This window comes from Pseudofrankia saprophytica (genome assembly GCF_000235425.2).
Lineage (GTDB): Bacteria > Actinomycetota > Actinomycetes > Frankiales > Frankiaceae > Pseudofrankia > Pseudofrankia saprophytica.
In genome coordinates this window covers 4,907,786-4,933,853 of record NZ_KI912266.1, presented here as the reverse complement: position 1 = coordinate 4,933,853, position 26,068 = coordinate 4,907,786, and the positions used below count along the sequence as shown (strand labels likewise).

The 26,068-nt window shown below is 69.3% G+C and carries 23 protein-coding genes; 14 read left to right on the top strand and 9 right to left on the bottom strand.

From position 1 onward, the window contains the following. Window positions 1-62: 62 nt before the first annotated feature. Genes FRCN3DRAFT_RS0220735 through FRCN3DRAFT_RS0220715 form a run of 5 tightly spaced genes read left to right on the top strand, consistent with a single transcriptional unit; the run spans window position 63 to window position 4,618 of the window. Window positions 63-1,523, top strand: coding sequence for an aldehyde dehydrogenase family protein (locus FRCN3DRAFT_RS0220735; protein WP_007510344.1), 1,461 nt, complete (start codon window positions 63-65; stop codon window positions 1,521-1,523). Continuing rightward, complete coding sequence (locus FRCN3DRAFT_RS0220730) at window positions 1,520-2,326, top strand: SDR family oxidoreductase (protein WP_007510346.1); 807 nt, start codon at window positions 1,520-1,522, stop codon at window positions 2,324-2,326. The genes FRCN3DRAFT_RS0220735 and FRCN3DRAFT_RS0220730 overlap by 4 nt, the downstream gene beginning before the upstream one ends. After that, window positions 2,323-3,174 (top strand): NAD(P)-dependent oxidoreductase, encoded by an 852-nt coding sequence (locus FRCN3DRAFT_RS0220725; RefSeq protein WP_007510348.1) that lies wholly within the window; start codon window positions 2,323-2,325, stop codon window positions 3,172-3,174. The genes FRCN3DRAFT_RS0220730 and FRCN3DRAFT_RS0220725 overlap by 4 nt, the downstream gene beginning before the upstream one ends. After that, complete coding sequence (locus tag FRCN3DRAFT_RS0220720) at window positions 3,171-3,935, top strand: carboxymuconolactone decarboxylase family protein (RefSeq protein ID WP_007510351.1); 765 nt, start codon at window positions 3,171-3,173, stop codon at window positions 3,933-3,935. Before FRCN3DRAFT_RS0220725 ends, FRCN3DRAFT_RS0220720 begins: the two co-directional genes overlap by 4 nt. After that, entirely contained in the window at window positions 3,932-4,618 is a 687-nt protein-coding gene (locus FRCN3DRAFT_RS0220715) for a TetR/AcrR family transcriptional regulator (protein WP_007510352.1), read from the top strand. Before FRCN3DRAFT_RS0220720 ends, FRCN3DRAFT_RS0220715 begins: the two co-directional genes overlap by 4 nt. 313 nt (window positions 4,619-4,931) lie before the next feature. Here the strand turns inward: FRCN3DRAFT_RS0220715 and FRCN3DRAFT_RS0220710 are convergent, their stop codons facing one another. Further along, the gene (locus FRCN3DRAFT_RS0220710; protein ID WP_007510353.1) at window positions 4,932-6,131 is read right to left on the bottom strand and encodes a cytochrome P450; all 1,200 of its coding nucleotides are present in this window, start codon (window positions 6,129-6,131) and stop codon (window positions 4,932-4,934) included. A gap of 10 nt (window positions 6,132-6,141) precedes the next feature. Further along, window positions 6,142-6,744, bottom strand: coding sequence for a TetR/AcrR family transcriptional regulator (locus FRCN3DRAFT_RS0220705; RefSeq protein WP_007510354.1), 603 nt, complete (start codon window positions 6,742-6,744; stop codon window positions 6,142-6,144). A gap of 50 nt (window positions 6,745-6,794) precedes the next feature. Between FRCN3DRAFT_RS0220705 and FRCN3DRAFT_RS0220700 the strand changes: the two genes are divergently transcribed. The 3 genes from FRCN3DRAFT_RS0220700 to FRCN3DRAFT_RS0220690 all read left to right on the top strand — a co-directional run bounded on the left by FRCN3DRAFT_RS0220700 (window position 6,795) and on the right by FRCN3DRAFT_RS0220690 (window position 8,913). After that, entirely contained in the window at window positions 6,795-7,544 is a 750-nt protein-coding gene (locus FRCN3DRAFT_RS0220700) for an SDR family NAD(P)-dependent oxidoreductase (RefSeq protein ID WP_007510355.1), read from the top strand. Window positions 7,545-7,651: 107 nt separating this feature from the next. After that, complete coding sequence (locus FRCN3DRAFT_RS0220695; protein WP_335341726.1) at window positions 7,652-7,915, top strand: ferredoxin; 264 nt, start codon at window positions 7,652-7,654, stop codon at window positions 7,913-7,915. 206 nt (window positions 7,916-8,121) lie between these two features. Next, the gene (locus FRCN3DRAFT_RS0220690; protein ID WP_027140785.1) at window positions 8,122-8,913 is read left to right on the top strand and encodes an SDR family NAD(P)-dependent oxidoreductase; all 792 of its coding nucleotides are present in this window, start codon (window positions 8,122-8,124) and stop codon (window positions 8,911-8,913) included. 337 nt (window positions 8,914-9,250) lie between these two features. Here the strand turns inward: FRCN3DRAFT_RS0220690 and FRCN3DRAFT_RS0220685 are convergent, their stop codons facing one another. Then, entirely contained in the window at window positions 9,251-10,444 is a 1,194-nt protein-coding gene (locus FRCN3DRAFT_RS0220685) for a cytochrome P450 (RefSeq protein ID WP_007510358.1), read from the bottom strand. Between the two features lie 138 nt (window positions 10,445-10,582). On the opposite strand from FRCN3DRAFT_RS0220685, the gene FRCN3DRAFT_RS0220680 reads away from it, so the two are divergent. The 5 genes from FRCN3DRAFT_RS0220680 (at window position 10,583) to FRCN3DRAFT_RS0220660 (ending at window position 16,944) form a co-directional block, all read left to right on the top strand. After that, window positions 10,583-11,179: a TetR/AcrR family transcriptional regulator gene (locus FRCN3DRAFT_RS0220680; protein ID WP_007510359.1), complete on the top strand. Its 597-nt coding sequence runs from the start codon at window positions 10,583-10,585 to the stop codon at window positions 11,177-11,179. A gap of 312 nt (window positions 11,180-11,491) precedes the next feature. After that, on the top strand, window positions 11,492-12,103 hold the full coding sequence (locus FRCN3DRAFT_RS0220675) for a TetR/AcrR family transcriptional regulator C-terminal domain-containing protein (RefSeq protein ID WP_007510360.1): 612 nt from the start codon (window positions 11,492-11,494) through the stop codon (window positions 12,101-12,103). 412 nt (window positions 12,104-12,515) lie between these two features. Continuing rightward, complete coding sequence (locus FRCN3DRAFT_RS56360) at window positions 12,516-13,109, top strand: VOC family protein (RefSeq protein ID WP_232794094.1); 594 nt, start codon at window positions 12,516-12,518, stop codon at window positions 13,107-13,109. 137 nt (window positions 13,110-13,246) lie between these two features. Then, on the top strand, window positions 13,247-14,536 hold the full coding sequence (locus tag FRCN3DRAFT_RS0220665) for an amidohydrolase family protein (protein ID WP_007510363.1): 1,290 nt from the start codon (window positions 13,247-13,249) through the stop codon (window positions 14,534-14,536). A gap of 311 nt (window positions 14,537-14,847) precedes the next feature. Continuing rightward, window positions 14,848-16,944 (top strand): TolB family protein, encoded by a 2,097-nt coding sequence (locus FRCN3DRAFT_RS0220660; RefSeq protein ID WP_232794093.1) that lies wholly within the window; start codon window positions 14,848-14,850, stop codon window positions 16,942-16,944. A gap of 720 nt (window positions 16,945-17,664) precedes the next feature. On the opposite strand, the gene FRCN3DRAFT_RS0220655 is transcribed toward FRCN3DRAFT_RS0220660, so the two are convergent. The 3 genes from FRCN3DRAFT_RS0220655 to FRCN3DRAFT_RS0220645 all read right to left on the bottom strand — a co-directional run bounded on the left by FRCN3DRAFT_RS0220655 (window position 17,665) and on the right by FRCN3DRAFT_RS0220645 (window position 21,376). After that, window positions 17,665-18,891 (bottom strand): acyl-CoA dehydrogenase family protein, encoded by a 1,227-nt coding sequence (locus tag FRCN3DRAFT_RS0220655; RefSeq protein ID WP_007510365.1) that lies wholly within the window; start codon window positions 18,889-18,891, stop codon window positions 17,665-17,667. An 81-nt stretch (window positions 18,892-18,972) separates the two neighbouring features. Beyond that, entirely contained in the window at window positions 18,973-20,127 is a 1,155-nt protein-coding gene (locus tag FRCN3DRAFT_RS0220650; RefSeq protein WP_035925000.1) for an acyl-CoA dehydrogenase family protein, read from the bottom strand. Window positions 20,128-20,353: 226 nt separating this feature from the next. Further along, window positions 20,354-21,376 (bottom strand): aldo/keto reductase, encoded by a 1,023-nt coding sequence (locus FRCN3DRAFT_RS0220645; RefSeq protein WP_027140783.1) that lies wholly within the window; start codon window positions 21,374-21,376, stop codon window positions 20,354-20,356. A 283-nt stretch (window positions 21,377-21,659) separates the two neighbouring features. Here FRCN3DRAFT_RS0220645 and FRCN3DRAFT_RS0220640 point away from each other — a divergent pair, with 283 nt between their 5' ends. After that, complete coding sequence (locus FRCN3DRAFT_RS0220640) at window positions 21,660-23,402, top strand: alpha/beta hydrolase (protein WP_342435340.1); 1,743 nt, start codon at window positions 21,660-21,662, stop codon at window positions 23,400-23,402. Between the two features lie 198 nt (window positions 23,403-23,600). Here FRCN3DRAFT_RS0220640 and FRCN3DRAFT_RS0220635 read toward each other — a convergent pair whose 3' ends face one another. The 3 genes from FRCN3DRAFT_RS0220635 to FRCN3DRAFT_RS45455 form a co-directional block, all read right to left on the bottom strand. Further along, the gene (locus tag FRCN3DRAFT_RS0220635) at window positions 23,601-24,035 is read right to left on the bottom strand and encodes an ester cyclase (RefSeq protein WP_007510372.1); all 435 of its coding nucleotides are present in this window, start codon (window positions 24,033-24,035) and stop codon (window positions 23,601-23,603) included. 112 nt (window positions 24,036-24,147) lie between these two features. Further along, the gene (locus tag FRCN3DRAFT_RS0220630; RefSeq protein WP_106410244.1) at window positions 24,148-24,801 is read right to left on the bottom strand and encodes a superoxide dismutase family protein; all 654 of its coding nucleotides are present in this window, start codon (window positions 24,799-24,801) and stop codon (window positions 24,148-24,150) included. Window positions 24,802-24,878: 77 nt separating this feature from the next. After that, the coding region (locus FRCN3DRAFT_RS45455; protein WP_007510374.1) for an ABC transporter substrate-binding protein at window positions 24,879-26,068 on the bottom strand (1,190 nt) is incomplete at its 5' end.

Genomic DNA, 26,068 nt, shown 5'->3' with positions numbered 1-26,068 from the left:
ATACTGTCCAAGTCAAGTAGCTTCTGCCTTAAAGCAGGCGACTTATCGAGAGGAGGGCCTGCATGGGTATCGATCGCACGGTCCCCGCCGTACATCTGCACATCGGCGGCCAGGCGCGGGTGGAGGGCACCGGCGGCACGGTCGCGCACGTGTTCCCCGTGACGGGAGAGGTCCAGGGCCTGGTCCCGCTCGCCGGGCCGGCCGACGTCGCGGAGGCTGTCGAGGCGGCACATGCCGCGTTTCCGGCCTGGCGAGCCTGGACCCCGGCGGAGCGCCGCGGCGTACTCGTGCGGCTCGCGGAGATGATCAAGGCTGACGTTGCGGAGTTGGGCCGGCTGTCGGTGCTGGACAACGGGATGACGCACCGCATCGGTCTGCATCTGGCGAGCTCGATGGCCGGCTACACCGAGTACTACGCGGGCTGGGCGGACAAGATCGAGGGCCGGGTCACCACGGTGCCGGCACAGCGCCGGGAACTCGCGTACACGGTCCCCGAGCCCTACGGCGTCGTCGGGATCATCCTGACCTGGAACGGCCCGCTGGTCTCGGTCGGGATGAAGGTCATCCCGGCGCTCGCGGCGGGCAATACCGTTGTCGTCAAGCCGTCCGAGCTGACGCCCTACGCCACCGAGCACCTGATGCGTCTCGTCCGTGCGGCGGGGATCCCGGATGGCGTGGTCAACCTGGTGCTCGGCGGCCCGGACGCGGGTGAGGCGCTCGTGCGCCATCCGCTCGTGCAGAAGGTCAGCTTCACAGGCGGCCCAACGACGGCCCGCAAGATCCTCGCGTCGTGCGCGGAGTCGCTCAAGCCCGCGGTGCTTGAGCTTGGAGGCAAGTCAGCCAACCTCGTCTTCCCGGACGCCGACCTTGACCGTGTCACCCTGATCAACACCTCGTCGGTGTTCGAGACGCTGGCGGGCCAGGGCTGTGCGATCCCGTCGCGGCTGCTCGTGCACGAGTCGGTCTACGACGAGGTCGCCGAGAAGGTCGTCGCGCGGGTGCGCTCACTGCGGTTCGGGGATCCGTTCGACCCGTCGACCAATGTCAGCCCGGTGGTCACGCGTGCGGCACGTGACCGGATCCTCGGGATGATCGACACGGCGCGGTCGCAGGGCGCGGGCACCCTGCTTGCCGGCGGCGGCGTGCCTGACGGGCCGCCGGCGGGCGGCTACTACGTCGAGCCGACGGTCTTCGGTGACGTCGCGCCGGACAGCGAGATCGCCCAGGTGGAGGTGTTCGGCCCGGTCCTGTCGCTCCTGCGGTTCTCCTCCGAGGAGGAGGCGGTCGCGATCGCGAACAGCACGTCCTACGGCCTGGCTTCCTACGTGAACACCCGCGACATCGGCCGGGTCAACCGGTTGACGGCCCAGCTGCGCGCCGGAGGGGTCTACGTCAACGGCGCTCCGCCGGTGGTCGGCTATGAGCTGCCCTTCGGGGGTGTGGGCATCTCGGGATACGGCCGGGAAGGCGGCCAGGAGGGCCTGCTGGAGTTCGTCCGCACGAAGGCCGTGGCGATCGCATGACCCGGCCACTGATGCTTACCGGTGCTGTCGCCGCCGTCACGGGCGGCGGCAGCGGGATCGGCCGGGCCGCCGCGCTCGCGTTTGCCCGCCGGGGTGCCCGGGTCGCCGTGAGCGACCTCGATCTCGACCGGGCGCTCGCCGTCGCCGCCGAGATCGCCGCGGGCGGCGGCGAGGCGTTCGCCACCCGGGTTGATGTCACCCGCGAGGCCGACTTCGCCGCCTGGCGTGACGCCGCTCTCGACCGGTTCGGCCAGGTCGACCTCGTCATGAACAACGTCGGCGTCCTGGCCCTGGGTGCGCCCGAATCGCTGCCGGACGAGGCCTGGCTGCGGGTGTTCGACCTCAACCTGATGAGCATCGCGCGCAGTAACCGGGTGTTTCTGCCCCTGCTGCTCGCCCAGGGCCGGGGCCACGTGGTGAACACCGCGTCCGCGTCGGGGCTGCTCGCGTACGGCTTCGACCGGCTGCCCTACGTCGCGAGCAAACACGCGGTCGTCGGACTGTCGGAGGCGCTCGCGCTGTACCTGGGTCCCCGCGGCGTCGGAGTCACCTGCCTGTGCCCGTCCGGAGTGATCACGAACATTCTTGAGCAGGTGACCGTCTACGGCGAGGTCGCCTCCTCGCCGCGCGCTCCCGATCATCCCGTGGTGCCCGCGGACACAGTGGGCGAGCTGGCGGCCGACGCCGTGGCACAGGGACGGTTCCTCGTCCTGACGGCCCCCGCGATCCATGACGAGCTGGCGGTCCGGGCCGGCGACCTGGAGGCGTACCTGCAGGCCCGGATCACCGAGCAGGCGCCGTGAGCGGGGCCCGCGGGGACGGCTGCGTACGGGTCGGTTTCGTCGGGCTCGGCTCCCAGGGCGCCCCGATGGCCCGAAGGATCATCGACGCCGGCTTCCCGACAACGCTGTGGGCGCGCCGCCCCGAGGCCCAGCAGCTCTTCGCCGACACGCCCGCTCGGTTCGCCGCGGGCAGGGTCGAGCTCGGCGCGGCCAGCGACGTGCTCGGTGTGTGCGTCGTGGGCGACGCCGACGTGGACGAGGTGCTACGCGGACCGGACGGGGCGCTCGCCGGCATGGCGCCGGGCGGGATCGTCGTGGTGCACAGCACCACCCGTCCGGACACCTGTCGCCGCCTGCAGGAGGACCATCCGCACCTGCACGTCCTGGACGCGCCCGTCAGCGGTGGCGGGGCAGCCGCGGCCGAACGCAGGCTGCTGGTCATGGTCGGCGGCGAGGCGGAGATCCTGGAACGCTGCCGGCCGATCCTGACCGCCTTCGCGGACCCGATCGTGCACCTAGGGCCCCTGGGCAGCGCCCAAGAAGCGAAGGTGTTCAACAACGCCCTGTTCACCGCGCAACTCGCCCTCGCCGCCGAGCTCCACGCGGCCGCGCAACGCCGCGGGCTCGACCCCGCGGCCATGGCGACCGTGCTGCACGGCGGCAGCGGCCACAGCTTCGCAGCCGACGTCGTCGCCAGGAACGGCTACCACCTGGCCCCGCTCGCGGGCGGCGCCGGGCCACTGCTCGCCAAGGACGTCGGGATCCTCGCCGACCTGCTCGCACCCGCGAGCTCACCGCTGATCGACATGGCCGACACGGCGCTGGCCGCCATGGGCCTCGCCCGCACCGCACGAGAGGACCACCCATGACCTCGCCGACCACCGCGGACGACGTCTACCGCGCCGTGATGACCGTCGACCCGCCGACGCCACAGACGCCCTTCGACGCGGCCACACGCCAGTACCTGTTCGGAGAGATCTGGAGCAGGCCCGGTCTGGGCATCCGCGACCGCCGCCTCGTGTCGCTCGCGTGTGTGGCCGCCGCGGACGCAGCGACACCGATCGACGACCACGTCTACGCGGCGCTTCACAGCGGCGACCTCACGATCGAGCAGATGAACGAGGTCACCTTGCACTTCGCCGTCTACTGCGGCTGGCCGAAAGCCTCAGCACTGGAGCAGGCCGTCCGCAAGCAATGGCACCGACTCCATGCCGAACAGGGACAGGAGGCGCCGGCCTGGCCGACGCTCACCGTCGAGAACCTCGGGCCGGCGGACCGTGAGGAGCGGATCCACGGCGGGCAGGAGGAGTTCAGGACCGTCAACGTCATCCCCGCTCCGCCGTCCGACTCGCCCTACTTCTACGCCGGCATCCTCAACTTCGTCTTCGGCCACGTCTGGCGCCGGGAAGGGCTCAGCCGCCGCGAGCGACGGCTCGTCACGATTCCCTGCGTCGGGGCCTCGGACGCGGTCGGACCGATCTTCTCGCACGTCGGGTCGGCACTAGAGTCAGGCGACGTGACCTACGAGGAGATGCAGGAGATCATCCTGCACTTCAGCGCCTACTACGGATTCGCGAAGGGCGAGGCGCTGCACGAGGCCGCGCGCCACTGGCGAGCGGGCCAGCCGTGAGCCAGCCGCAGGGCACCCCGTCCGGTGCGATGGCACTGCAACTCCTGCTGACCGCCGAGCGGCTCTTCGCCGAGCACGGCATCGACGGGGTGTCCCTGCGGCAGATCGCCACCCAGGCCGGGTCGGGCAACAACTCGGCTGTGCACTACTACTTCGGCTCGAAACGACAGCTGATCGAAGCGATCTTCGCTCACCGGATGCCGCAACTGGTGCAGCGGCGCGCGCTCCTGCTCGCCCGCATCGACCCGGGCGACCTGCGAGCGCGATTCGAGGCGCACCTGCTGCCGGTGCTGGAACTGGCGGAGTCACCGGACAACTTCTACGTGTCGTTCGTCGAGCAGCTCCAACGCAGCGCCGAAGCCACCGGCACCCTCGTCCAGTCGGAAGAGATCCAGCGCTCCCAGGGCGAGTTCCTCCACGACATGCGCCGCCTGGTGCCCCACGTCGAGGAGCCGGTACGCACGATGCGCATCCGTGAGGTCCAGGAGCTCAGCGTGCACGCCGCGGCCCGGCGGGAGCGAGCGATCGCGGCCGGCGAACAGATCGTCCCCTTCGGCCTGTTCGTCAGCACCTTGATCGACGGTTTCACCGGCCACCTCGCGGCTCCGGTGTCGCAGGAGACTCGACGATTCCTCACCACCACCGACCAGACACCCCCGGCCATGTCACTGCCAGCACTCTGATTTCAGCTCGACGCTTTCCACTGGCACCGGGCGGCGACACGCGTCTTCCAACGTCGCGTCGCACAGGTCGCGACAAAACCCTCCACTATGTGAGCGATCGCTCAACCAGCGGACGGGGCATCGACGGCGCACAGGCCGGCCAGGGTTCGGGGCCAGAACAGCAGGAGGTCATTTCCCCCACCGATGCCGCCGACGTCACAGCGATGCGGCGACCACGTCGAGACACATGGTGCTGTCGCGCGCTGGCGATGCCGAGTCCGCCAACGCCAGCGGCGACGTCCGCTAACTGTCCTTCACCCGTGGCGAGGCGGATCTACTTCCGCAGGACGATGGGAAGCTTCTCCCAGCCACGTACTGTCGAGGTACTCGCAAGCTTGGCGTCGTTCCATTCGACGTCCCATCCCTTCGGGAAGCGCTTCGCCAGTTCTTCGAGGACGATGCGTCCCTCCATGCGGGCGAGGTTCGCGCCGAGGCAGTAGTGCAGGCCGTAGCCGAAGCTGCGTTGCGCCGTGATGTCGCGGTGGATGTCGAGGTCGTCGGGGTTGGCGAACTTGGACTCGTCACGGCCGGCGGAGCCGACGATGAACAGCGCGGTGCTTCCTTCGGGGATGGTCTGGCCGTGGAACTCCACGTCCTTCGTGACGTACCGCCCCACCGCCTGGCCGACGGGCTCCAGGCGCAGGATCTCCTCCACCGCCCTGGCCGACAGCGACGGGTCGGCGACGACCTCCTGGTACTGCGCCTGGTTGTTCTCCTCGCCGAAGATCTTCCCGATCCACCCCATGAGCTGGCCAGTGGTCTCGTTTCCCGCTCCCGCGATGACAGCGCAGTAGACCAGGATCTCCTCGCGGGTGAGTTTGCGGGTGGTGCCGTCGTGGTCCTCGAACTCGACGTTGAGCAGCTTGGTCATGATGTCGTCGGAGGGGTTGGCGATGCGCCAGTCGATGTAGCTCTCGAAGATGTCGGTGGCGATCTGTGAGGCCTCGGCGTCTATCTTGCCGCCCTCCTCGGTCTTGAGGTTGGCGACGGTCCGGTCCCGGACCGACTGCTGCATCTGTTCGGGGATGCCGACGAGCATCCCGATGACGCGCATCGGCACCTTGTCGGAGAGGATGTCGATGACATCGAAGCTCTCGCCGTCGCGCACCGGGTCGAGCTGGCGGGCGACGTAGTCGCGGATCTTCGGCTCCAGCGCCCTGATGCCGCCCGGGGAGAACAGGCGGGAGACCAGGCGGCGGTGGATGTCGTGGCTCGGCGGGTCCTCGAAGATCACGCTGCCCGGCGGCATCTCGATGCCGGACTTGATGAACTCGTAGATGTTGCCGCGGGCGTTGCTGAAGTGCTCGATGTCCGGGAGGCCGCGGTCCACGTCGTCCCACCGGGCGAAGGCGTAGAAGTCGTGCTCTTCGTTGTAGTAGACCGGGGCCTCGGCGCGCATGCGCTTGTAGATGGGGTACGGGTCCACCCAGATGTCGTGGCGGAACGGGTCCCAGTAGAGGTCGGTGGCGGTCATGCGTCGTCTCTCATTCCTTTACTGGGGTGGTGTTGGCGGCGAGCCAGTTCTCGATCCAGGTGCGGGTTTCGTCGTGTCCGTCGGTGAAACCGAGCAGGCGATCGTTCGCTTCTAGCTGCGCCAGGCCGGTGGTGAGCAGGAGAACGACCATCGGTGGTATGTGGTCGGATGCGATCGACTCGCGGTCGAGGGCCGCCCGCGCGAAGTCGAGCTGCGCAGTGCGGAAACGTCGCGCGTAGGCCGCGATCTCCAGCCGCAGCGCGGGGTGACGCTGGGCGAGAGCCGCGAACTCGACCATGAGTTTGCTGGCGCCGGCGTCAGAGTGGATCTTCCAGAACCTGCGGAGCGAGGCCTCACCCTTCGCGATCTCGGCGAGACGCGCGAGGTTCTCCTCGGCGCCGCGCCGGAAGGCCTCGATGAAGAGGTCCTCCATCGAGGCGAAGTAGTAGTGGACGAGCTGGTACTTCACACCGGCGACCTCTCCGATACGCCGCGTCGTGATGTTGCCATAGCCCTCTCGGGCCAGGAGCTGGATCGTCGCGTCGACGATCCTCGCGCGCGTCTCGGGCGCTCGGGAACCCCGCGAACGAACCTCTTGCTCTGGCCCACCCATGGCAGTACTTTTACACCCGTCAAAACTTCGTGTCTAGTAGGGAGCAATGCATGGGTCGCGTCGCAGTCGTCACGGGTGCTGCCGAGGGCATCGGTTCCGGGATCGCCACGCGGCTGGCGAACGACGGCCACCAGGTCGCGATGCTCGACTGGCAGGGAGACAAGGTCGAGAAGCTCGCCGCCGAGCTCGCCGCCGCCGGTGGCACCGTTCTGCCGCTCACCGTCGACGTCTCCGACCGCGCCTCGATCGAGACCGCCTACGCGACGGTGCGCGAGACGTTCGGGCCGATCCACATCGTCGTCGCGAACGCCGGCATCTCGAACATGGTCCCGTTCGTGCAGCTCGACCAGGAGACCTGGGACCGGATGATCGCGGTGAACCTCACCGGCGTCTTCCACACGATCCAGGCCGCCGTCGGAGACATGATCGAGGCCACATACGGCCGGATCGTCACCATCTCGTCGTCCAGCGCGCAGTCGGGCGCGCCGGCGATGGCGCACTACGTCTCCAGCAAGGGCGGCGTCATCGGCCTGACCAAGGCGCTGGCCCGCGAGCTCGCCGAGCACCGCATCACCGTCAACACGATCCCGCCGACGGTCGTCGACACCCCGATGGCCCACCACGAGGCAGGCCAGGCCGGCGGCGCGGAGCAGTTCCTCGAAGCGGTCAGCGCGATGGTGCCGCTCGGCCGGGCCGGCACGCCCGCCGACATCGGCAACGCCGTGTCGTTCCTCGTCTCCGACGACGCGGCCTACATCACCGGCCAGATCATCGGCGTCAACGGCGGCATGTACATCTGACGTGGGGCGGTAACGCGCGGGGTGTTGGCGATACCCGCACGAATGTCGCTGGGTCACCCCGGACGCCTTTCCGGGGTGCGGATCTTCTTCATGATCTTGACGCTTTCATGTCGTTGGTCGCCGCGACGGCGAAGGGCGTCGGCCTGATGTCGCGAGTCGTATCGATGGAGGTCGCTATGCGGGTGGTCATCGACCCCGTGCTCTGCGAGAGCAACGCCCTGTGTGTGGGCCTCGCGCCCTCGGTATTCGAGCTTGACGAGGACGACACACTCGCCGTGCTCGACGAGCGCCCAGAAGAGGATCTGCGGGCCGATGTGCAGGCAGCTGCGGCGGCCTGCCCAAAGAGAGCGATCACCGTCGTCGACGGGTAACCGTGCCGACGGCCAGCGGAGGCTGTCGGCCCACCTCGTGGCGTCTCCTCTGATTTCCCTCCCGCGTATCCGATCTTCCGGCGGCCGCGGGGCTAGGCGACAGGCAGAAGAAATGGTGGTCAGCTCGCGACCCTGCCGCGCGCTCGCGCACCGGCCGCAGGAGATGCGCGATGAGCTCGGCGATCGCACTCGTGGGAAGGAAGTCCATGGAGCTCGTGGGTAAGGCCGCAGTGGTCGCCGGAGGCGCGGGTGGTCTCGGAGGAGCGACGGTGCGGCGCCTGGCCGCGCTGGGAGTCGGTGTCGTCGTGCTCGATCCCGATGCAGACCGCGCGGCGGCACTCGGCGCCGAACTAGGTCCCACGGTCATGGCGGTGACCGGCGACAGCAACGACGACGAGGCCGTGGCCGCCGCGATCTCGGCGGCGCAGGCTCTCGGCGTCTTCTCCATCGCCGTCAGCGCGACGGGTGTCGTCATCCCCAGCCCACGACTCGTCGCAAGTGACGGGTCGGTCATGTCAACAGAGGTGCTGCGCGCGAATCTCGACCTGCACGTGTGTGGCCCGTTCAACCTCACCCGGCTCGCGGCATCGGCGTTCAGCGCCAACGCGCCGGACGAGGACGGGCAGCGTGGAGTCGTCGTGCAGACGGCGTCGATCAGTGCGTTCGACGCCCAGGCGACCATGGTTCCCTACGCCGCGGCCAAGGGGGCGATCGTCGCGATGCTGCTGCCCATGGCGCGCGACCTCGCCGCGATCGGCGTCCGGGTATGCGCTATCGCGCCCGGCGCGTTCGCCACACCACGACTGTCGAACCCCGTGGTCCAGGAGCTGCTCGTACGCGACGTCCTGTTCCCGAAACGGCTGGGCAGGCCTGAGGAATACGCCCTGCTCGCGGAGGCAATCATCCGCAATCCCTACCTCAACGGGGAGGTCATTCGGCTCGACGGCGCAGCACGCCTCTCCGCCGAGATGACCCCCAGCCAGCCACCGAAGCGCTGATCCCGCCCATGGTTTCTTCCGCGGTTCGACGGCGGGACCCACGCACGCTGGCTGGTGCCGCCGTCGAACCGCGGGCGGTGACGCCCACCCGCAGTGGCGACGAGCCCGACGGCCAGTGCTAACGACCGGAGCGGAGACACGCTCGCGCGGAGCGGTCAAGGTCCAGCCGCCAGCGTCGGCACCGGAACGGAACGCGGTGAGGCCTACCCGGCGGCGAGCGCATCGATGCAAATGGCCAGCTCACCGACGGCGAACGCCAATCTGAGTGGCGATGGCGGGCGCGTACGGCATCGTCGACGACGCGCGAGCCATCAGTCGGTGAGGGAGCGAGCCGACCTCAGGCGACGCTGAGGGGAAGGGTTTCCCAGCCGCGCATGGTCGAGGTCGACGACAGTGCGGTGTTGTCCCAGTCGATGTCCCAGGTCGGAAACCGGGTGAGGAACTCGTCGAGCGCGATCCGACCTTCGATCCTGGCCAGCGCGGCGCCCAGGCAGTAGTGGGTCCCGATTCCGAAGGTGATGTGCTGGTCGATCTTGCGGCGGATGTCGTAGGTCTCGCCGTCGTCCCATCGCTTCTCGTCGCGGTTCGCCGAGGCGACGAGCAGCATCATCGCGCTGCCGGCCGGGACCGTTTGGCCGTGCAGTTCGACGTCTCGGGTGACGTAGCGCGCGATGGCATGACCTGTTGGCTCGAAGCGCAGCGTCTCCTCGACGGTGTTCGGGATCAACTCACGGTGCGCGAGAAGATCGGCACGCTGGTCGGGGTAGCGGGCGAGCAGCGCGACGAGCCAGCCGATCAGGCGTGCGGTAGTCTCATTGCCCGCGCCTGCCAACACGGTCACGTAGGTGAGGATCTCCTCGCGGGTGAGTGTGCGCGTGATGCCCCGCTCGTCCTCGAACTCGGCGTTCATGAGTTCGGTCATCAGGTCGTCGGAGGGATGCTCGGCGCGCCAGTCGATGTAGTTCGCGAACAGATCGGTGTCCATGAGGGCGCTGCTGGAGACCTTCATCTGCTGGCCGGGTTCGGTCCGCAGCTTCGCGTCGGCCCGTTCCCGGACCGTGAGCTGGTCGTCCTCGGGGATGCCGAGCAGCATCCCGATGACGCGCATCGGGACCTCGTTGGCGAACGCGGCCATGAGATCGAACCGGTCGACCCCATCGAGGCGGTCGAGGCAGCGGACGCAGTACTCCCGGATCGCGGCCTCCAGCGACAGCACCCGACGGGGGGTGAACACCCGCGCGAGCAGGCGCCGGTGGATGTCGTGGATCGGCGGGTCCTCCATGAGCAGCGTGCCCGGTGGGATCTCGATGTTCGCCTTGATGAGCTCAAGGATCGGACCCCTCGACGAGGAGTAGGTTGCCCAGTCGACCAGCCCGCTGTTGATGTCGTCCCAACGGCTGAGGACCCAGAAATCGTGGCGCCCGTTGTACCAGAGCGGAGCCTCGGTCCGCAGCCGCCGGTAGATCGGGTACGGATCGCGCGCTAACTCACCGTCGAACGGGTCCCAGTACACCGGCCTCGTGTTGCTCACTCCGACACCTCCGGGCTCGACTCTCCACCACGTCTACTTTGAGCGGTCATTCAAACTTCGCGGGGACACGCTGTCAAGACGCTCGACTGTCCGGCAGGATGGGACGACTTGATCGAAGGAGGAGCTGGGAGGAGTTGGATGGCCGAGCCCCGTCGCCGGCGCGCGGCGACCGAAGAGAAGGTGAACCGCGTGCTCAACGCGGCGGAGGAGATCATGCTCCTGGAGGGCTACGCCGCCGTCACCTCACGCAACGTCGCCGAGCGGATAGGCCTGAAGGCACCGCTGCTGCACTACTACTTTGCGACGATGGACGACTTGTTCGTCGCGCTGCTGCGCAGGCGTTCCGAGCGCGTTGTCGAACGCATGGAGGCGGCGCTGGCCTCACCGCGACCCCTGCAAGCCTGGTGGGACCTCGCCTCCGACCCCCGTGGCACCGCACTGTTCATCGAGTTCCTCGCCGCGGCGAACCACCGGCCGGCGCTGAAGGCATCGATGGGCGAGGTCGCACGCGAGGTACGGCGCCTGCAGATGGCGGTCCTCGACAAGATTCTCCCCGAGTACGATCTCGACCCGCTTGACTACCCGCCTGCCCTGATCGCCGCGACCGTGCAGGGTCTGGCCCTCGGCCTCGTCGCCGACGAGGTTGCCGGCTACGAGACCGCGCACAAGCAGGCCCGCGCCGCGATGAGCCGCCTGGTCACGCGCCTTGAACAGCAACGGGCCCGCCGCCTCTGACGCCAGGATCGGCAGCCCGAAAGTTTGAACATCTGCTCAAATATTGAGACGGCGCCCGACACAGATGCTGCTCACCAGCCGTGCAGACGGCGCCAGGGTAGGCGCGGCCTGGTGGCTGTCGCCCTACCGGGGGTCGATCCTTGCTCGGCCGCGGCGGCAGGGCATGCGGCGCCAGCGACGCGTGGCGGCATCCATCGTCGGCGCTGGGAGCGTGGCTGCCCTGCAGTTCCGGTCCCGGCGGGTGGGTACCGTCGGGTGGTGGAGCGTCGTGGTCGCGGGCGTGTGCCGACCTTCAGCCGCGAGGAGCTGATCGTGGCGGCCCGGCGGCTCGGTCCCGATGCCGTGAACCCGGCCGCGCTCGCGGCCGAGCTGGGTGTTGCCCGGACAAGCATCTACTGGCATGTCCGCGACCGCGGCGACATCGGCGAGCTCGTCCTCGGCGCGATCATCGATGAGGGCGAATCGGCGCGGTGGTCTCCGCAGCCAGATGGCAGCTGGAACGCGGTGATGGAGTCCTACGCCCGCGCGACGCGTGCTGGGCTCATGGCGGCCGGGGGGTGGATCCGGTTCGCGACGCCTCGGCTCGTGCTTGGGCGGGTGCAGTTGCGTGCCATGGACGGTCTGGTCGGGCGGCTTCGCGCCTGCGGCTTCTCGATCGATGACGCGACCCGTGCCTATGCGTTCCTCTTCCAGGTCGTCCTGGCGAGCATCGGGTCCGGTGACGCGCCGGTGACGGGGATGCACCGGGCGCTCATGACCGAGCTTGAGGCGGTCGAGGTCGACGATCTCATGACGCTTCGTGAGGTGGTTGCGGCGGCTGCCAAGACCTCACCGGACGCGCAGTTCGAGTACGACCTCGACTGTGCGCTGCGTGGGATCGCGGACCGGAGCGGAGTGCGGCTCGGCGCCTTGCCAACGGGCTGAGACAGCGCTCCGGTCCGTCGGGCCGCCACCGGAGCGACGGAGCGGCGTCACCCTCGCCGGCCGGGCAGGCGCCCGGAGCGCACGATCATCTTCGCCGCTTGATCGACGACGCCGAGGTCCGAGTAGCGGCGACACCTCTTCACTCGACAGATGTCGAGAATTCTGGTTTCCTCTCACTGTCGCGGTCGGAGTCAGCTGCCTGGTCCGAGGAGGGGCAGGCTGAACGGTCAACGTTCGGGCCGGTGATGACCGTGGTGCGCGCGGCCTTCCGTCACGGGCCGCCTCGGCGAGCCAGGCGGGTCCACGGCGGAGACAGCCGAGCAGCGAGCCGCCTCGGAACGGGCTGGGCGATAGATAGCCAGGCCGAGTCGCGCGGGGATAGCCGGGCCATTCGTGGCTCCATGGCAGAGAGATGCGCCAGATGATCTGGTGTCCGAGAGAATTGAGAGACCTTTTCATGCGCCGACGCGCGCTCCTGCTTGTTGCGCCTCTGGTGCTGGCGGCCGGGTGCGGTTCGACCGGCAGCCATTCCGCCGCTGCTCCCAGCGCCCGACTCGAAACTAGCTCGACGCCGGCCGCCGCTGCGACCACCTTCTCCATCGAGAGTATTCCGTCGGCGACGGCCTCGGCTTCGAAGGATCCGGCCGCGCCGAACGGGACCATACTCATGATCAAACTACACGTCGGCAGTCTCGACGCCGGCGAGAAGTTCTACGGCGCGGTCTTCGGCGCGAAACTCGCTCTCAAGGTCCAGGGCAACGTGGGCGTCGTGACGTTTCCCAACGGTGGCCCCGGATTGATCCTGCTCCCAGGACAGTCCGACGACAAGAAGGCAGGAGCCTTCGTAATCCAGGTTCCGAACCTGACCGCGGCACAGGCGCGGGCGGTCGCGAACGGCGCCACGGTGCAGGGCGAGTTCACCGGAACCCCGAACAACCAGACCGGGCGATCCATCGACCTTCTCGACCCATGGGGAAACCAGGTAGAGATCTTGCAGCTCGGTTGATCGCGATGCCCGGGAGCGCCGCCTGGTCGCGGGTCCTTGCCGGCGATCTTGCCAAACCACCCGAGTAGCGAGTCCCGTTTGAATGACCGGCATCGTGGTCCGCGTTGGCGCCGGCCCGATCAACAAGAGGTGACCTCATGGCCTTACCGACCGACCCAGTCATCGTGGTCTCGAACGACACCCACATCGGGCCGCGGCTGATCGACGACCTGCGCGCCTACTGCCCGGCCAGATATCTCGACGACTTCGACCGCTTCGCCGCGAGCGAGCGCCAGAACAAGGAGGCCGCGGCGGCGATGCTCGCCGGCAGCGGCTATCTCGATCACCCGAACTTCCGTACTGCCGGGCACCACGACTCGGCCGCGCGTCTCGCCGACTACGACCACGACGGCATCGCTGCCGGGGTGATCTTCCACGGTTCCATGAACCTGGAACCGATCCCGTTCATCTCCTCGCCGCTGGGCAAGCCCAGGCCCGACGGAGACCGGGAGCTCATCGGCGTCGGGCAGCGGATCTACAATCGATGGCTCGCCGACTTCGTCTCGCGCGCGCCGCATCGCCACATCGGCCTCGCCTACCTGCCGATGTGGGACATCGACGCCGCCGTCACGGAGGTGGCCTGGGCTCGGGACGCCGGTCTGCGGGGGGTGAACTTCCCGGCGATGCGCGACGGCGAACTGCCGGAGTACAACCGACGTCTCTGGGAACCACTGTGGTCGGTCTGCGAAGAACTCGGGATGCCGCTGGTCACCCACGTCGGCGGCGGCATGACCGCCCGCTACACCGGACTCGAATCCGTCGCGCTGATCCAGCTGGAGTCGGCCGGATTTCTCTCCCAGCGGGCGGTCTGGTGGCTGATCTTCGCCGGTGTGTTCGAGCGCCACCCGGGCCTCAAGCTCGTGATTACCGAGACACCTGGTAGCTGGCTTCCCGCGAAGGCGATCGAACTTGACGCGCTGCACGCCTTCTACGACTCGAAGCGCAACGAGCCGCTCAACCAGGCACTGCTCGAACAGGTGCCCCGACGGCCCAGCGAGTACCTAGCCACCAACGTATTCGTCGGCGCGAGCTTCGCGTCCCCCTACGAGGTCGAGCAGGTGGTCAGTCACGGGCTGCAGTCGCAGCTGCTGTGGGGATCCGACTACCCCCACCTCGAAGGCACCTTCGTCTATCCCGACGGCCAGGACACGCCGTCGGTCACCCGCCTCGCGCTGCGCAACACCTTCAACGCCGTAGCGCCGGCGGACACCCGCCGGATGGTCGGTGAGAACGCGATCGGCGTCTACGGCCTCGACCGCACCGCCCTCCAGGCCATCGCGAGCGACATCAGCGCTCCCAGCGCCGAACAGCTCGCCACACCGATCGACGCCGTTCCGGCGGCGGCCAGCATCACCGCCTTCCGTACTGGAGCCGGCGGCTGGAGCTGACCCGCGGAGGCCAAAGCTGGTCGTAAACGACTGGCCCTTCTCGCGGCCAGTAGGACTTTGTCATGTCTCGCGCGACGCGCCACCGTTGGCATTGGATGATCAATCGCCCCGAGCGGCGACCCGCGTGGATGCCGAACTTCGATGCCACGGGGGATTTCTAGAAAGCTCCATCGTCGTTAAGGGACGATGCGGAACCGGTCCCGTTCGGTCGACCACAGGTCCCATGTTGGCCGAGGGCCTCTGGTGCTGACGATGCCTCGGAATTCCGGCGCCCTGAATGTGGCGAGATTTCCTACGAGGTGAGCGCGGCTATGACCATCGCTCCACAGGAAGAAGAGGACAGAATGCCTTTACGCTCGACGAGTTCTCGTGGCGCCCCACGGGTAGCGCACACCTTCCGTAAAGGGGTCCCGGCCAGGCTCCGACTGCCGCGGGAGGCTGCCCGGAGGCGATGGTCGGTCGTCGGATTGGTCGTGGCGCTGGTGGTCGCGGTGGTGGCGTGCTCGTCGGCGGGCTCGCCCGGCGGTGCCGAGACGTCTCCCGCGCCGGCGACCGGGGTCAACGCGCTTCCCGAGGTGAAGGACAATCCGCCTGCTCCCAAGCCGGAGCCGATCTCGGTCAGCGAACTGCCGTTGCCCCCGGTCACAGCGAACATCGCGCCGGGCGGCTGCACCACGGCGATCAACCCGCGTGGCACGGGCTGCATCGGCCAGTCAGTCGGTCTGCAGTCGGGTGGCTACCTGCCGGACGGGCGCACCGTCTCCGCGACGGTCAGCTTCGCCGGGGCGCCAGCGGCCCCCGACCCTACGAGCATCTACTCGGGCTCGCAGATCATCATCGTGAAGACCGACGGCAGCACCTTCCCCAACGGTGACGCGTGGAAATGCGTGACCTGCGGTCTCCCGGTCGGAAACCAGATCGGCCGCAACGAAGCCCTCGACTATCCGCAGCCGTTCAACGACGGCAAACGAATCCTGGCCGGCACAAACATCATCGACTGCGGGTCCGCCAAGATCGCCGAACCTGGTTGCACGCCAGACCAGGTTCACATGTATCCGATCCGGTTCAACGACACGGCCGACGGGTCCGGCAAGGGCGGGAACATTCGTGAGCTGCGGCTGAACCCGGACGATGTCCATCTCGGTTTCAACAGCTTCACCTTCTCCAACGACGCGATCGGACAGTTTGGTTACCTCGGCCGGCTGACATTCAACCCGAATCCCACGACCGGCACCCCGCTGGCGCCCCGCTACGACATCACGTCGGTCACCCGGCTGTTCGACACCGCGGCGGACAGGCAGAACGTCTACGTCGACCCAGCCCACCTCGACCAGCTGAAGATCAACCCGAAGGCCGTCTCCGTCGGTGAGCTGCGCGGCTTCAGCAAGGACGGCAAAGAGGTCGCCTACATCGGCTACCCGGAAGAGTCATCCAACATCGACGTCTTCGCGGCCGACCTGACCACCGGCAAGGTGCGCCGACTGACCGCCAACCCTGAGTACACCGACCCGATGGACCTGTCGCCGGACGGCAACTGGACAGTCGCCATGGACACAAGAGGCTCCGACCGCCAGGAGTTCGTCGCCGGCATGCGCGGCGTCCCACCGATCACAGACCTGGTCACTCCCGGCGCAATCTCCTCAATCCGCAACAACGGGCCGCGACGGTTCTTCCAGCCGATCCTGATCGACCGGTACGGAGACCGTGGCACCTACCAGGGGCAGCAGATCAACGCCGCCGGCGACGGCAGTCCTGGCGCGATCAACGACCCGAACTGGAACGGGATGGCCGACCCGCGCTGGTCACCGGACGGCACCGCCGTCGTCTACTGGCAGGCACTCGCGGTCGCACCTGCCTGCGGCGGCGCGAACCCGCTGAAGTGCGAGACCTCCACCGAACTTGGTGGCCGTACCGCGCGGATGATGATCGCCAGGTTCACCAGCCGCAAGCCGCAACCAGCGCGTACCGTCGCCCCGATCTCCGACACCGTCCCCTGGGGCACCCCATACGTGCCCGGCAGCCCGATCCCGACACGGCCCTACCCGCCCGCAGGCTCGTACACGCTCGCCGGGGCGAAGACCGGATCGGCCGCGATCACGATCACCGAGAATGCGGCCAAGACCGCCATCGACACCGTCGCCGTCCGCTACACCAACTTCTCCGACGACGGCCTGCGCACCCTCAACGGCACCGAGAAGGTCACCGCCGCGGCGCCGAGCATCACCGTCTCCAAACTCGACTGGTATTCCGATCTCACCCAGACCGGAATCACCCTAAGCACGAAGAAGACCAGCCCGGACGGCTTCCACCTCACCATCGACCTGATGGTCAACGACTTCCAGGCTACCGGAACGATGATCACCATCGTCGACGGACACGTCTACCACCAGCCAGAGAACAGCATGTAGCCGAACGGCGGAGCGCGTCTTCGCGCACATGAGGACAGGTTTGGCCGACACGGAGAAGAACACCGTCCGTGTCGGCCAAACGCCGTCCGGCCCCTACAGGCGGAATGTGCTTCGCCCCTCGAAACCGAGGGGCAGGGACGAGGGGTACTCCGGGGCGGTAGGCCGTAGCCAGTGATCAACGTCGGCCTATTGTCAGACCCGCTTTAATGGCGGCGGCGTCGTCGAAGCGAATCGGTGACCACCCGTAATCGGCGATCTACGGTTTTCGCCGAGCGCTGCCGCCATCATCGCTCGATCCCTGCTGGCCGAGGGCGGCGTCTCGCCGCGCGCCATCGCTGCAACAATGACGCAGCCCGTCGCGATGGGCTTGCGCGGGCTGCTCGCCCGCCCGCTGGCGGCGGCGTGTTGCGTCGACCGGATGTCCGCGCCTGCATACCGATCCAAGCCGCGCGCCGCGACGGAACCGTGTCGCTGTCAACAGCCAACCACCGGTCCATCGACGACGAGAGCGCCCGCCATCGATCTTGAATCAGCGCTGGTCAGCGCCTCGCGAACGTAACGTCACCGGTACGAAGATCGGCAATTCTGGCGTGAAAACCGCCAATATCCAGGTCAGGCGGTGTGCGACACCCACCCAAGGCTCGGTTGGTGGGCCGGGTGGGGCTCGAACCTTCGACCGGAGAGTGATGAGCGGTGAGCCGGTCGGGTCAGCCGGCAGGCTCAGCGGGGGAGGCCGAGCCCGCGTTCGGCGATCGCGTTGCGCTGGATCTCGTCCGTGCCGCCGCCGAGGCGCAGGCCGGGGGCGAACAGCAGCCGCTCGATCCAGGGCGCGGAGACCGGGTCGTCGACGACCGTCGCCGCCATCCCGAGGATGGTGGTGGCCGCGTCGGCGCTGAGCCGGGCGTGCTCGGAGTAGAGCAGCTTCGTCGTCGGCCCGGCGGCGGGGACGGGATGGCCGGCCGCGATCCTGGCCCGCAGCAGGTCCAGGGTCCGCTCCCGGATGACCGCCTGGGCCAGCAGGTCCCGCACGCCGGGGTCGTCGGCGTGGCCGAGGTGCCTGGCTAGCGCGACGAGCTGGGTGGCGGAGCGGGCGCTGGTGCCGCCGCCGATCGCGGCCCGCTCGCTGGCGAGCATCGTGCGCAGCACGGCCCACCCGTCGCCCAGGCCGCCGATGAGTCCCCCCTCGGGGACGACCGCGTCGTCGAGGAAGACCTCGTTGAAGTGGTAGGCGCCGGACATCTGGCGCAGCGGGCGGATGTCGACGCCGGGCTGGGTCATGTCGAGCGCGAAGCAGGACAGGCCGGCGCGGCCCTCCTCCCTGCTGCCCGTGCGGGCGACGAGCAGGGCGTACTCGCTGCAGCCGGCATTGGAGGTCCACACCTTCTGGCCGGTGACGGTCCAGCCGCCGCCGTCCCGGGGCGTCGCCCTCGTCTGGACGCTGGCGAGGTCGGAGCCGGCGCCCGGCTCGGACAGCAGCTGGCACCAGCTGTGCTCGCCGCGCAGGATCGGCGGGAGGTAGGTGACGCGCTGCTCGTGGGTTCCGTGGGCGAACAGCACCGCGGGGACCATCTCGAGCCCGACGGCGAACATCTTCGTCGACACGCCCCACCGGGCCTGCTCCTCGGCGACGGCCTCGTCCTGCCAGGCCGGTGCGCCGTGGCCGCCGCACTCGGCCGGCCAGGACCGGCCGGCCAGTCCCGCGTCGAACAGCCTGAGCTGCCAGCCACGGGTCACGTCGATCGCGTGCTGCTCCTGCTCGCGGTATTCCTCGGCCGTGCGCGCGCTGACGACGTGGACGGCGGAGAAGTCCTCCCGTGATCCCTTGCGCGGCGCGTTGGCGGTGAACCAGGCGCGGACCCGGCCCTGGAACTCGGCGAGCGTTTCGGCAGGCGCCTCGGCGGGCGCTTCAGCCGCGCCCTCGGGAGCCGGTGCGGATGGGGTCGGCATCAGGTGTTCGCCTCCACGCGCGTTCTTGGCGGGGATGCCCGGGTCACCCGGGCCATTCGGGCTGTTCGGCGTCACCTGGCGTCACTCGGCCCGTTCGGCGAGGACGTGCCGAGCGAGGCGCTGCCGGTGGTCGGCGGCGTTGCCGAAGAGCTGGCGCGAGCTGTGCGCCCGCTTCAGGTAGAGGTGCGCCGGGTGCTCCCAGGTGAACCCGATGCCGCCGTGCACCTGGATGTTCTCGGTGGCCGCCGTGACGAACGCGTCCCCGCAGCACGCCTTCGCCAGGCTCGCCGCCAGCGGCAGGTCGGACGGGCTCTCGGCCGCCGCCCACAGGGCGTAGCAGGCGGCCGAACGCGCCGACTCCACGTCGAGGTGCAGGTTCGCGAGCTTGTGCTTGACGGCCTGGAACGAGCCGATCGGCCGGCCGAACTGCACCCTGGTCTTCGCGTAGCCGACGGCCATGTCGAGCACCCGCGCCGCGCCGCCGACCTGCTCGGCGGCGACGGCGACCGCGGCCAGGTCGAGCACGTGCGCAAGCACCGGCCAGGCCGCGCCCTCGCCGCCGAGCAGCCGGGCCCGCGCGGCGGTGAAGGTGACGTCGGCCTGCCGGCGGGTCTGGTCGAGCGTGGCCCGAGGCTGCCGGCGCACGCCCGGGTCGTCGCCGTCGACGGCGAACACGCTGATCCCGGCACCGGCACCGGCACCGGCACCGGTGCCGGTGCGGGCGGCGACGAGAAGCAGCGCCGCGGTGTGCCCGTCGAGCACGTGCGTCTTCGTCCCGGTGACCGTCCAGCCGTGCGCGTCGCGGGCGGCCGTGGTGGTGATGGTGTCGGGGTCGCCGCCGGCGTCGGCGGCCTCGGACAGGGCGAGCGTGGCGACCGTCGTCCCGGCGGCGATGCCGGGGAGGTAGTCGGCGCGGGCCTGCTCGTCGTCCAGGGCGAGCAGCGTCGAGGCGGCCAGCACGACGGTCGAGAGCAGGGGTGCGCACAGCAGCGAACGCCCGGCCTCCTCGAGCACGATCCCGAGCTCGACGAGCCCGCATCCGGCGCCGCCGTACTCCTCCGGCAGCGTCAGGCCGGCGATGCCGAGCTCTCCGGCCAGCTGCCGCCAGCTGTCGGGGTCATAGCCGTCAGCCGTCTCCATGAGCCGACGGACCTCGGACTCCGGCGAGGTCTTGTCGAGGAAGTCACGCACGGTCCGGCGCAGCTCGGTCTGCTCCTGGGTGACAGCGAGGTCCACGTGGTCTTCTTCCTCCGAAGGCGACGCCAGCACCGGCGCTCCGACCGCTCGGCGCCCGCGGTCACGGCCGTGAACCCGCCGCGGCCAGGCTCAGGGTCCTGCCGGCACGTCCCGCCGACGGCGTCGCCGGCCGGACGTGCTCACGATAGACGGACGGAACCTTCGATGTCGACATCGACTTCGAGATACCGGGACATCCCGCGATATGCCGCGACCGGGCGTGGCGTCAGCGGCGGCGCAGCGCCGGCTTGGTGAGCGACAGCGGGATCCACCCGGCGTCCTGCGGGTTGAGGTTGACACCCGGCGGGACGATCTCGTCGATCCGGTCCAGGGTCGCCTCGTCCAGGGTGACGTCGGCACCGGTGAGCTGGCTTTCCAAGTGTTCCATGGTGCGCGGGCCGATGATCGCCGACGTCACCGCCGGGTGACGCAGCACGAACGCCAGGGCCAGCTCGATCAGCGTGATGCCCGCCTCGGCGGCGAGGTCCCCGAACGCGATCGCCGCGTCGACCTTGCGCTGGTTCTCCGGCACGGACAGGTCGAACCGGTGGGGTATGCGGGCCATCCGGGTGCTGGTGACCTCGCCGCCGTCGCGGGTGTGGCGCCCGGACAGGTAGCCGCCGGCGAGTGGGCTCCACGGCAGCACCCCGAGGCCGTACTTCTGGGCCACCGGCAGCAGGTCGGCCTCGATGCCCCGGACGAGCAGCGAGTACGGCGGCTGCTCGGTGACGAACCGCTCGCGGCCGCGGCGCTCGGCCGCCCACTGTGCCTCGACCACCTCGTGCGCCGGGAACGTCGAGCTGCCGAAGTAGCGGATCTTGCCGGCCCGGACGAGGTCGGTGAGCGCGCCGAGCGTCTCGTCGATGTCGGCCGACGGGTCGGGCCGGTGCACCTGGTAGAGGTCGATCCAGTCGGTACCGAGGCGGCGCAGGCTGTTCTCCACCTCGGCCACGATCCAGCGGCGGGACAGCCCACGCTGGTTGGGGCCGGGCCCCATCGGCATGTACAGCTTGGTGGCGAGCACGATGTCGTCGCGGCGGCCGGCGAGCGCCCTGCCGACGATTTCCTCGGACTCACCGGCGGAGTAGACGTCCGCCGTGTCGATGAAGTTGACGCCGGCGTCCAGCGCCCGGTGAATGATCTTTATTGAGTCGTCGTGGTCCGGGTTGCCCCAGGCTCCGAACATCATCGCACCCAGGCAGAGCGGGGAGACCCGCACGCCGGTGCGGCCGAGTACGCGGTAGTCCATGTGCCCCAAGCATGTGCGGACGGCCCCCCGGACGCAATGGGACCGCCGCCGGTGGGGCATGCACCCGCCGAACTGGCCCTGTGGCCAGACGGCGAGCACGAGTCTCGCAATCGGGTTTCCCGGCATGCCGAGGAACGGCAGAAGTATCTGACTAAAAGGCCGCGGTCTGGGTGTGGGTCGCCTGGCGTGGGTGGCTCCCGCCGTCGCTGGTTCCCGACGGTTACCGCTTCCCGCCGGGTGGGGACTGAGCCGATGACGGTTACGGAGAGTGACCGTGCTGGCGATGGGCGTGCGGATTTTCATTCCAGATCCGGCACCATCCGGCCGAAGGCGAGGTTTCATGAACCAGTCTTGGCGGCTCGAGCGCGGCGATCCGGGCAGGGCGGCCCGCCGAACGGCGCGAACCGGTCCAGTCCGGGGCCGCCTTACCGGCACCTTGGCGTTGCTTTCGCTGTCGGTGGCCGGCCTTGCCGCCCCGGCGCAGCCGGCGGTCGCGGTGTCACCGACGTTGGTCGGAGTGGGCCGGCTCTCGCCGTGGACCGCGTGTGGCGATGGGGCGCAGTGCGCGACGCTGCCTGTCCCACTGGACTATGCGCGGCCCGCCGCCGGAACGATCACTCTGGCGGTGACCCGCCGCCCGGCGCGAGACACCGCTCGGCGCATCGGCTCGCTCGTTTTTCTGGCGGGCGGGCCGGGGCAGTCCGGAGTGGACGTCATGAAATCGTCTTCGGAATGGTTTGACCCCCCTGTGCGCGATCGGTTCGACATCGTCGGCTTCGACCAGCGAGGCGTCGGTGGTAGCAGGCCGGCCGTCAGCTGCTCGTCCGACCAGGAGAACGCCACCACCCAGTCCTCTGACGCCAAGGGGGCACCGGTGCGCCCGTCCGTCTCTGGTTCCCGGGCGGACGGGGAAGGCCACTCGTCCTTGGACTCCACCGACCCGCTGGCCGATTTCCGATACGCGGCCAAGCTCGCCAGCGAGACCGCGCAGCAGTGCAAGGAGTACACCCCGACGCTGCTGCCCTACCTGTCCACCGAGGCGGCTGCCCGGGACGTCGACCTGCTGCGCGCCGCGCTGGGCGACAAGAAGCTGACCGCCTTTGGCAGCTCGTACGGCACCCAGCTCGGCGCCACCTACGCCGCCCTGTTCCCCACTCACATCCGCGCACTGGTCCTCGACGCGGTCGTCGACGCGGCACTGTCGATCAACCAACCGCTGGAAAGGCTGCGGGTGCACACCGAGGGATTCGAGGCGGCGCTCGACGCCTTCCTCGCCGACTGCGCGCACGACCCCGCGTGCCATTTCGGCGGCGGCGACCCGGCTGGCGCCTACGATCGCCTGATGGCACGGCTCGAGCGCCGCCCGATCCGAGCCGAAGGAAAGGACGTCGACAAGTCGCAGCCGATCACCGCGGACATTGCTCGTTGGGGCGTCATCGAGGCGCTGTACAGCCAGCAGAACTGGAAAATACTGGCGCAGGCGTTGCAGCAGGCCGACGAGGACAACAACGGCGCGATGCTGCTGTCACTGGCCAGTGAGGGCGACGACCTGAGCGTCTACCTGGGCGACGACCTGAGCTCGGGCCGGCGCCCTGGCGAGAGCTCCGACAACTCCAATGACGCCTACATCGCCATTCGCTGCGCCGACGGGACCTACCCGACCGACCTCGCGGCCTACCAGCGTTTCGCCGACCGGCTCCGCCGTGAGGCCCCGCGCCTCGGCCCGACAATGGCGTATGGCGAGATGGCCTGTGCCCGCTGGCCGGTTCACTCGGCCTCTCGTTACACCGGGCCGTTTCGTGCCCAGGGCGCCCCACCCATCCTGCTCGTCGGCACGATCGGTGACCCGGCGACCCCGTACTCGGAGGCACGGTCCCTCGCCAGCCAGATGGCCAGCGCCGTCCTGCTGACCTGGCGCTCCTACACCCACGGCGCGTACACCGGACCGAGCAGCTGCATCTATACCGCCGTCGACCACTACCTTCTCGACCTCGTCCCGCCCAGGCCTGGCACGGTCTGCTCCTAGGAGCGGGCTGCGCCAGAGGCTGGTCACGGGCGCGGGTCGGTGATGCCTGCGCAGGGGTGGGGCGGGGCCCGACGGGCCTACCTCACCCGTCCGTGCGTGCAGCCTGGTCGAGGCGGGGCTGTGCGGAGAAGGTCCGCGTCCGTGACGCCGCCGCGGCCTGGGGACTCCGAGGGTGACATCCTGGCGCCGGGGTGGACGTCAGCCGACGGCACTCGCCAGGGCGACGGCGCCGAGCTGGGTCAGCAGCCCGAGCTCCTCGCTCACCACCCAGACATCGCTGACGAGACCGTCGGTGACGGTGAGGATGTCGGTCGTTCGGACCTCGATCGGCAGGCCGGTCGGCGCCACGATGCCCAGCGGTGTGGGGTAGGGGCCGGTGTGCCGTCCACGCAGGTAGAAACCGATGACGATCTTTCCGGGTGCCTCGACCCGGTCGACGAGCTCGTGGGCCAGGCCTTCGAAGGCGCCCTGCAGGGCCCGGGCCCGGACGACGAGATCGACGGCCGTGGTCTTCGCCCCGTTGATCGTCACCGGGTCGGTGTACAGCTGGCGGAAGGCTGCTTCCGCCGCGTCGTCGTCGGTTGGCAAGGGCTGGGACCACAGCCGCATCAGGTTGCTGATCAAGTTGGTCATACGGGCAGTTTGACGGACCGCGGTCGCGCCGGCAGTCGCCGACGCGACCGCGGTCCGGACAACGTCAACCGACAACGTCAACCGACGACGTGACCCGGCCCGGCAGCTCCGGTCAGACGTTCACGCAGGCCAGGCGGGCGCCGGCCGTGCCCGCGTGGCCCGGTTCGGTGGACGTGTGCTCCGCGTGGATCACGATCGACTTGTGCGGCCGGGCGCCGAACGTCCAGCCGACGTTCGACTCCACGTGGGCCGACCCGGCCGCGTCCGTGGTGAAGTCCAGCCAGATCTCGTTCTGTGGGTTGGCGTAATCGGGGTTCACCGACGGCTGCGTGGGGTCGACCCGGTTCTGGTAGTGCGAGCCGGCCGCCTCCGGGTTCTCACCGCACGCGTTCATGTGCACGTGCGCGCCGAAGTGCTGGTTCGGGGGCAGCCCGCGGACCGCGAGCAGGGTCAGGGTCTGGCCGTTGGCCTGCACCGACACGACGGCGACGTCCGAGCCGACCGGGACGCGCGCTGGATCGTAGGTGATGGCCCTGGTGTCCGGGCTGTACTTCGTGAACTCGGCGAGCACCACGGTGGGCGGGGCGGACAGGGCGGGCAGCGACGACGGGGAGGCCGTCGCGCCCGAGGCGGAGGCCGTGGGGGACATCGAGGTCTGCGCGGCGGCGGCCGGCGGGCTCGTCGAGGAGCCGCAGGCGGCGAGCGCCAGCGGGACGAGTCCGATGATCATTCCGGTCGCGGCGCGTGAGCATCTGGTACGGCGCATGGAGCGACTGTGTGTCAGCGACGTCCAAACGTAAAGTAGGCGCTCGGACACGTCGCGTGTAGACCCCACATCGGGGGCTACTGCTCCAGTCGGTGGCCGCACCACCGGTTGGGGGTGGCGGGGTCGGCGTTCGGGTCGGGGACAGGGTCGTAGCCGGTGCCAGTCGCGTTGACCCGCATGAAGGTGTAGCAGAGGGCCATCTGGCCGAAGTCCTTGGTCATGTCGACGGGACCGGGCAGCAGGCCATCGGCGTCGTACTTGGTGGCGCGCAGGGCGTCGATGAACTGGGCGCGGGTCGGGCAGTCGCCGGCCTTCTCCAGCCCGGTGAGGAACAGGTCGGTGATGATGTAGGTGACGAAGGCGAGCTCCTGGTCCGGAGGCCGCAACTCGGGGGCGTACTCGGCCATCGCGTCCAGGTAGACCTGGTGGGCCTGGCCACCGACCTCGGCGGGGGCGTAGGTGACCGCCGCGGTCAGGCCGCTGAGCGTCTGGCCGTACTGGTCGATCAGCGCCTTGTCGTAGCCGCTGGGCGCGAGGACGACCTTCACCGGCGCGCCGGCCTCCCGGATGCCGCGCATGACATCGGCCAGGTTGCTGCCGGCCAGGACGGCGATCACCACGTCGGCCCCGGCCTGCTTCAGCTGCTGGCCCAGTTGCGCGAGGTTGGTGACGCTGGGGTTGTAGACGAAGCGGCCGGGCACGGTCGGGATGCCCGCGGCCGCCAGGCTGACGCTCATCCGCGACCCGATGTCACCTCCGGTCGAGGTGACGTCGCTCTGGATCACGGCCGCCCGGGTACCGCCCTGGGTCTTCGCGTAGTCGCCGAAGGTGGAGACGGACGGGCCGTTGGTGAACAGGTACGTGTAGGCGAACATGTTGCGGTAGCGAGGGTCCGCCCAGAAGGACTCGGCGGCTATCCCCGCCACCGGGATGCCGTGCTCGCGTAGGTAGTCCGCCCCGCCGGAGGCGCTCACGGACGCCTCGACGAGCCCGAAGACCTTCTGCCTCTCGACGAGATCGCGCGCGGCCTCCAGGTTCTGGCCGCTCTCGCTCGCGTCGTCGCGCCAGGAATAGACCAGCTTGCGGCCGTGTATCCCGCCGGCTGCGTTCGCCTGCCCGATCCGCGCGATGAAGCCGCTCATGGACGCGGCGAGCGGGGCGGCGACCGCGCCGCTGTCGGGGTAGACGAAGCCCAGCCGGATCTCGTCGTCGGTATATCCGGGCGTGCCGCAGGCCGCGCGGGCGCCGCCGCTGGCACCGCCGCCGG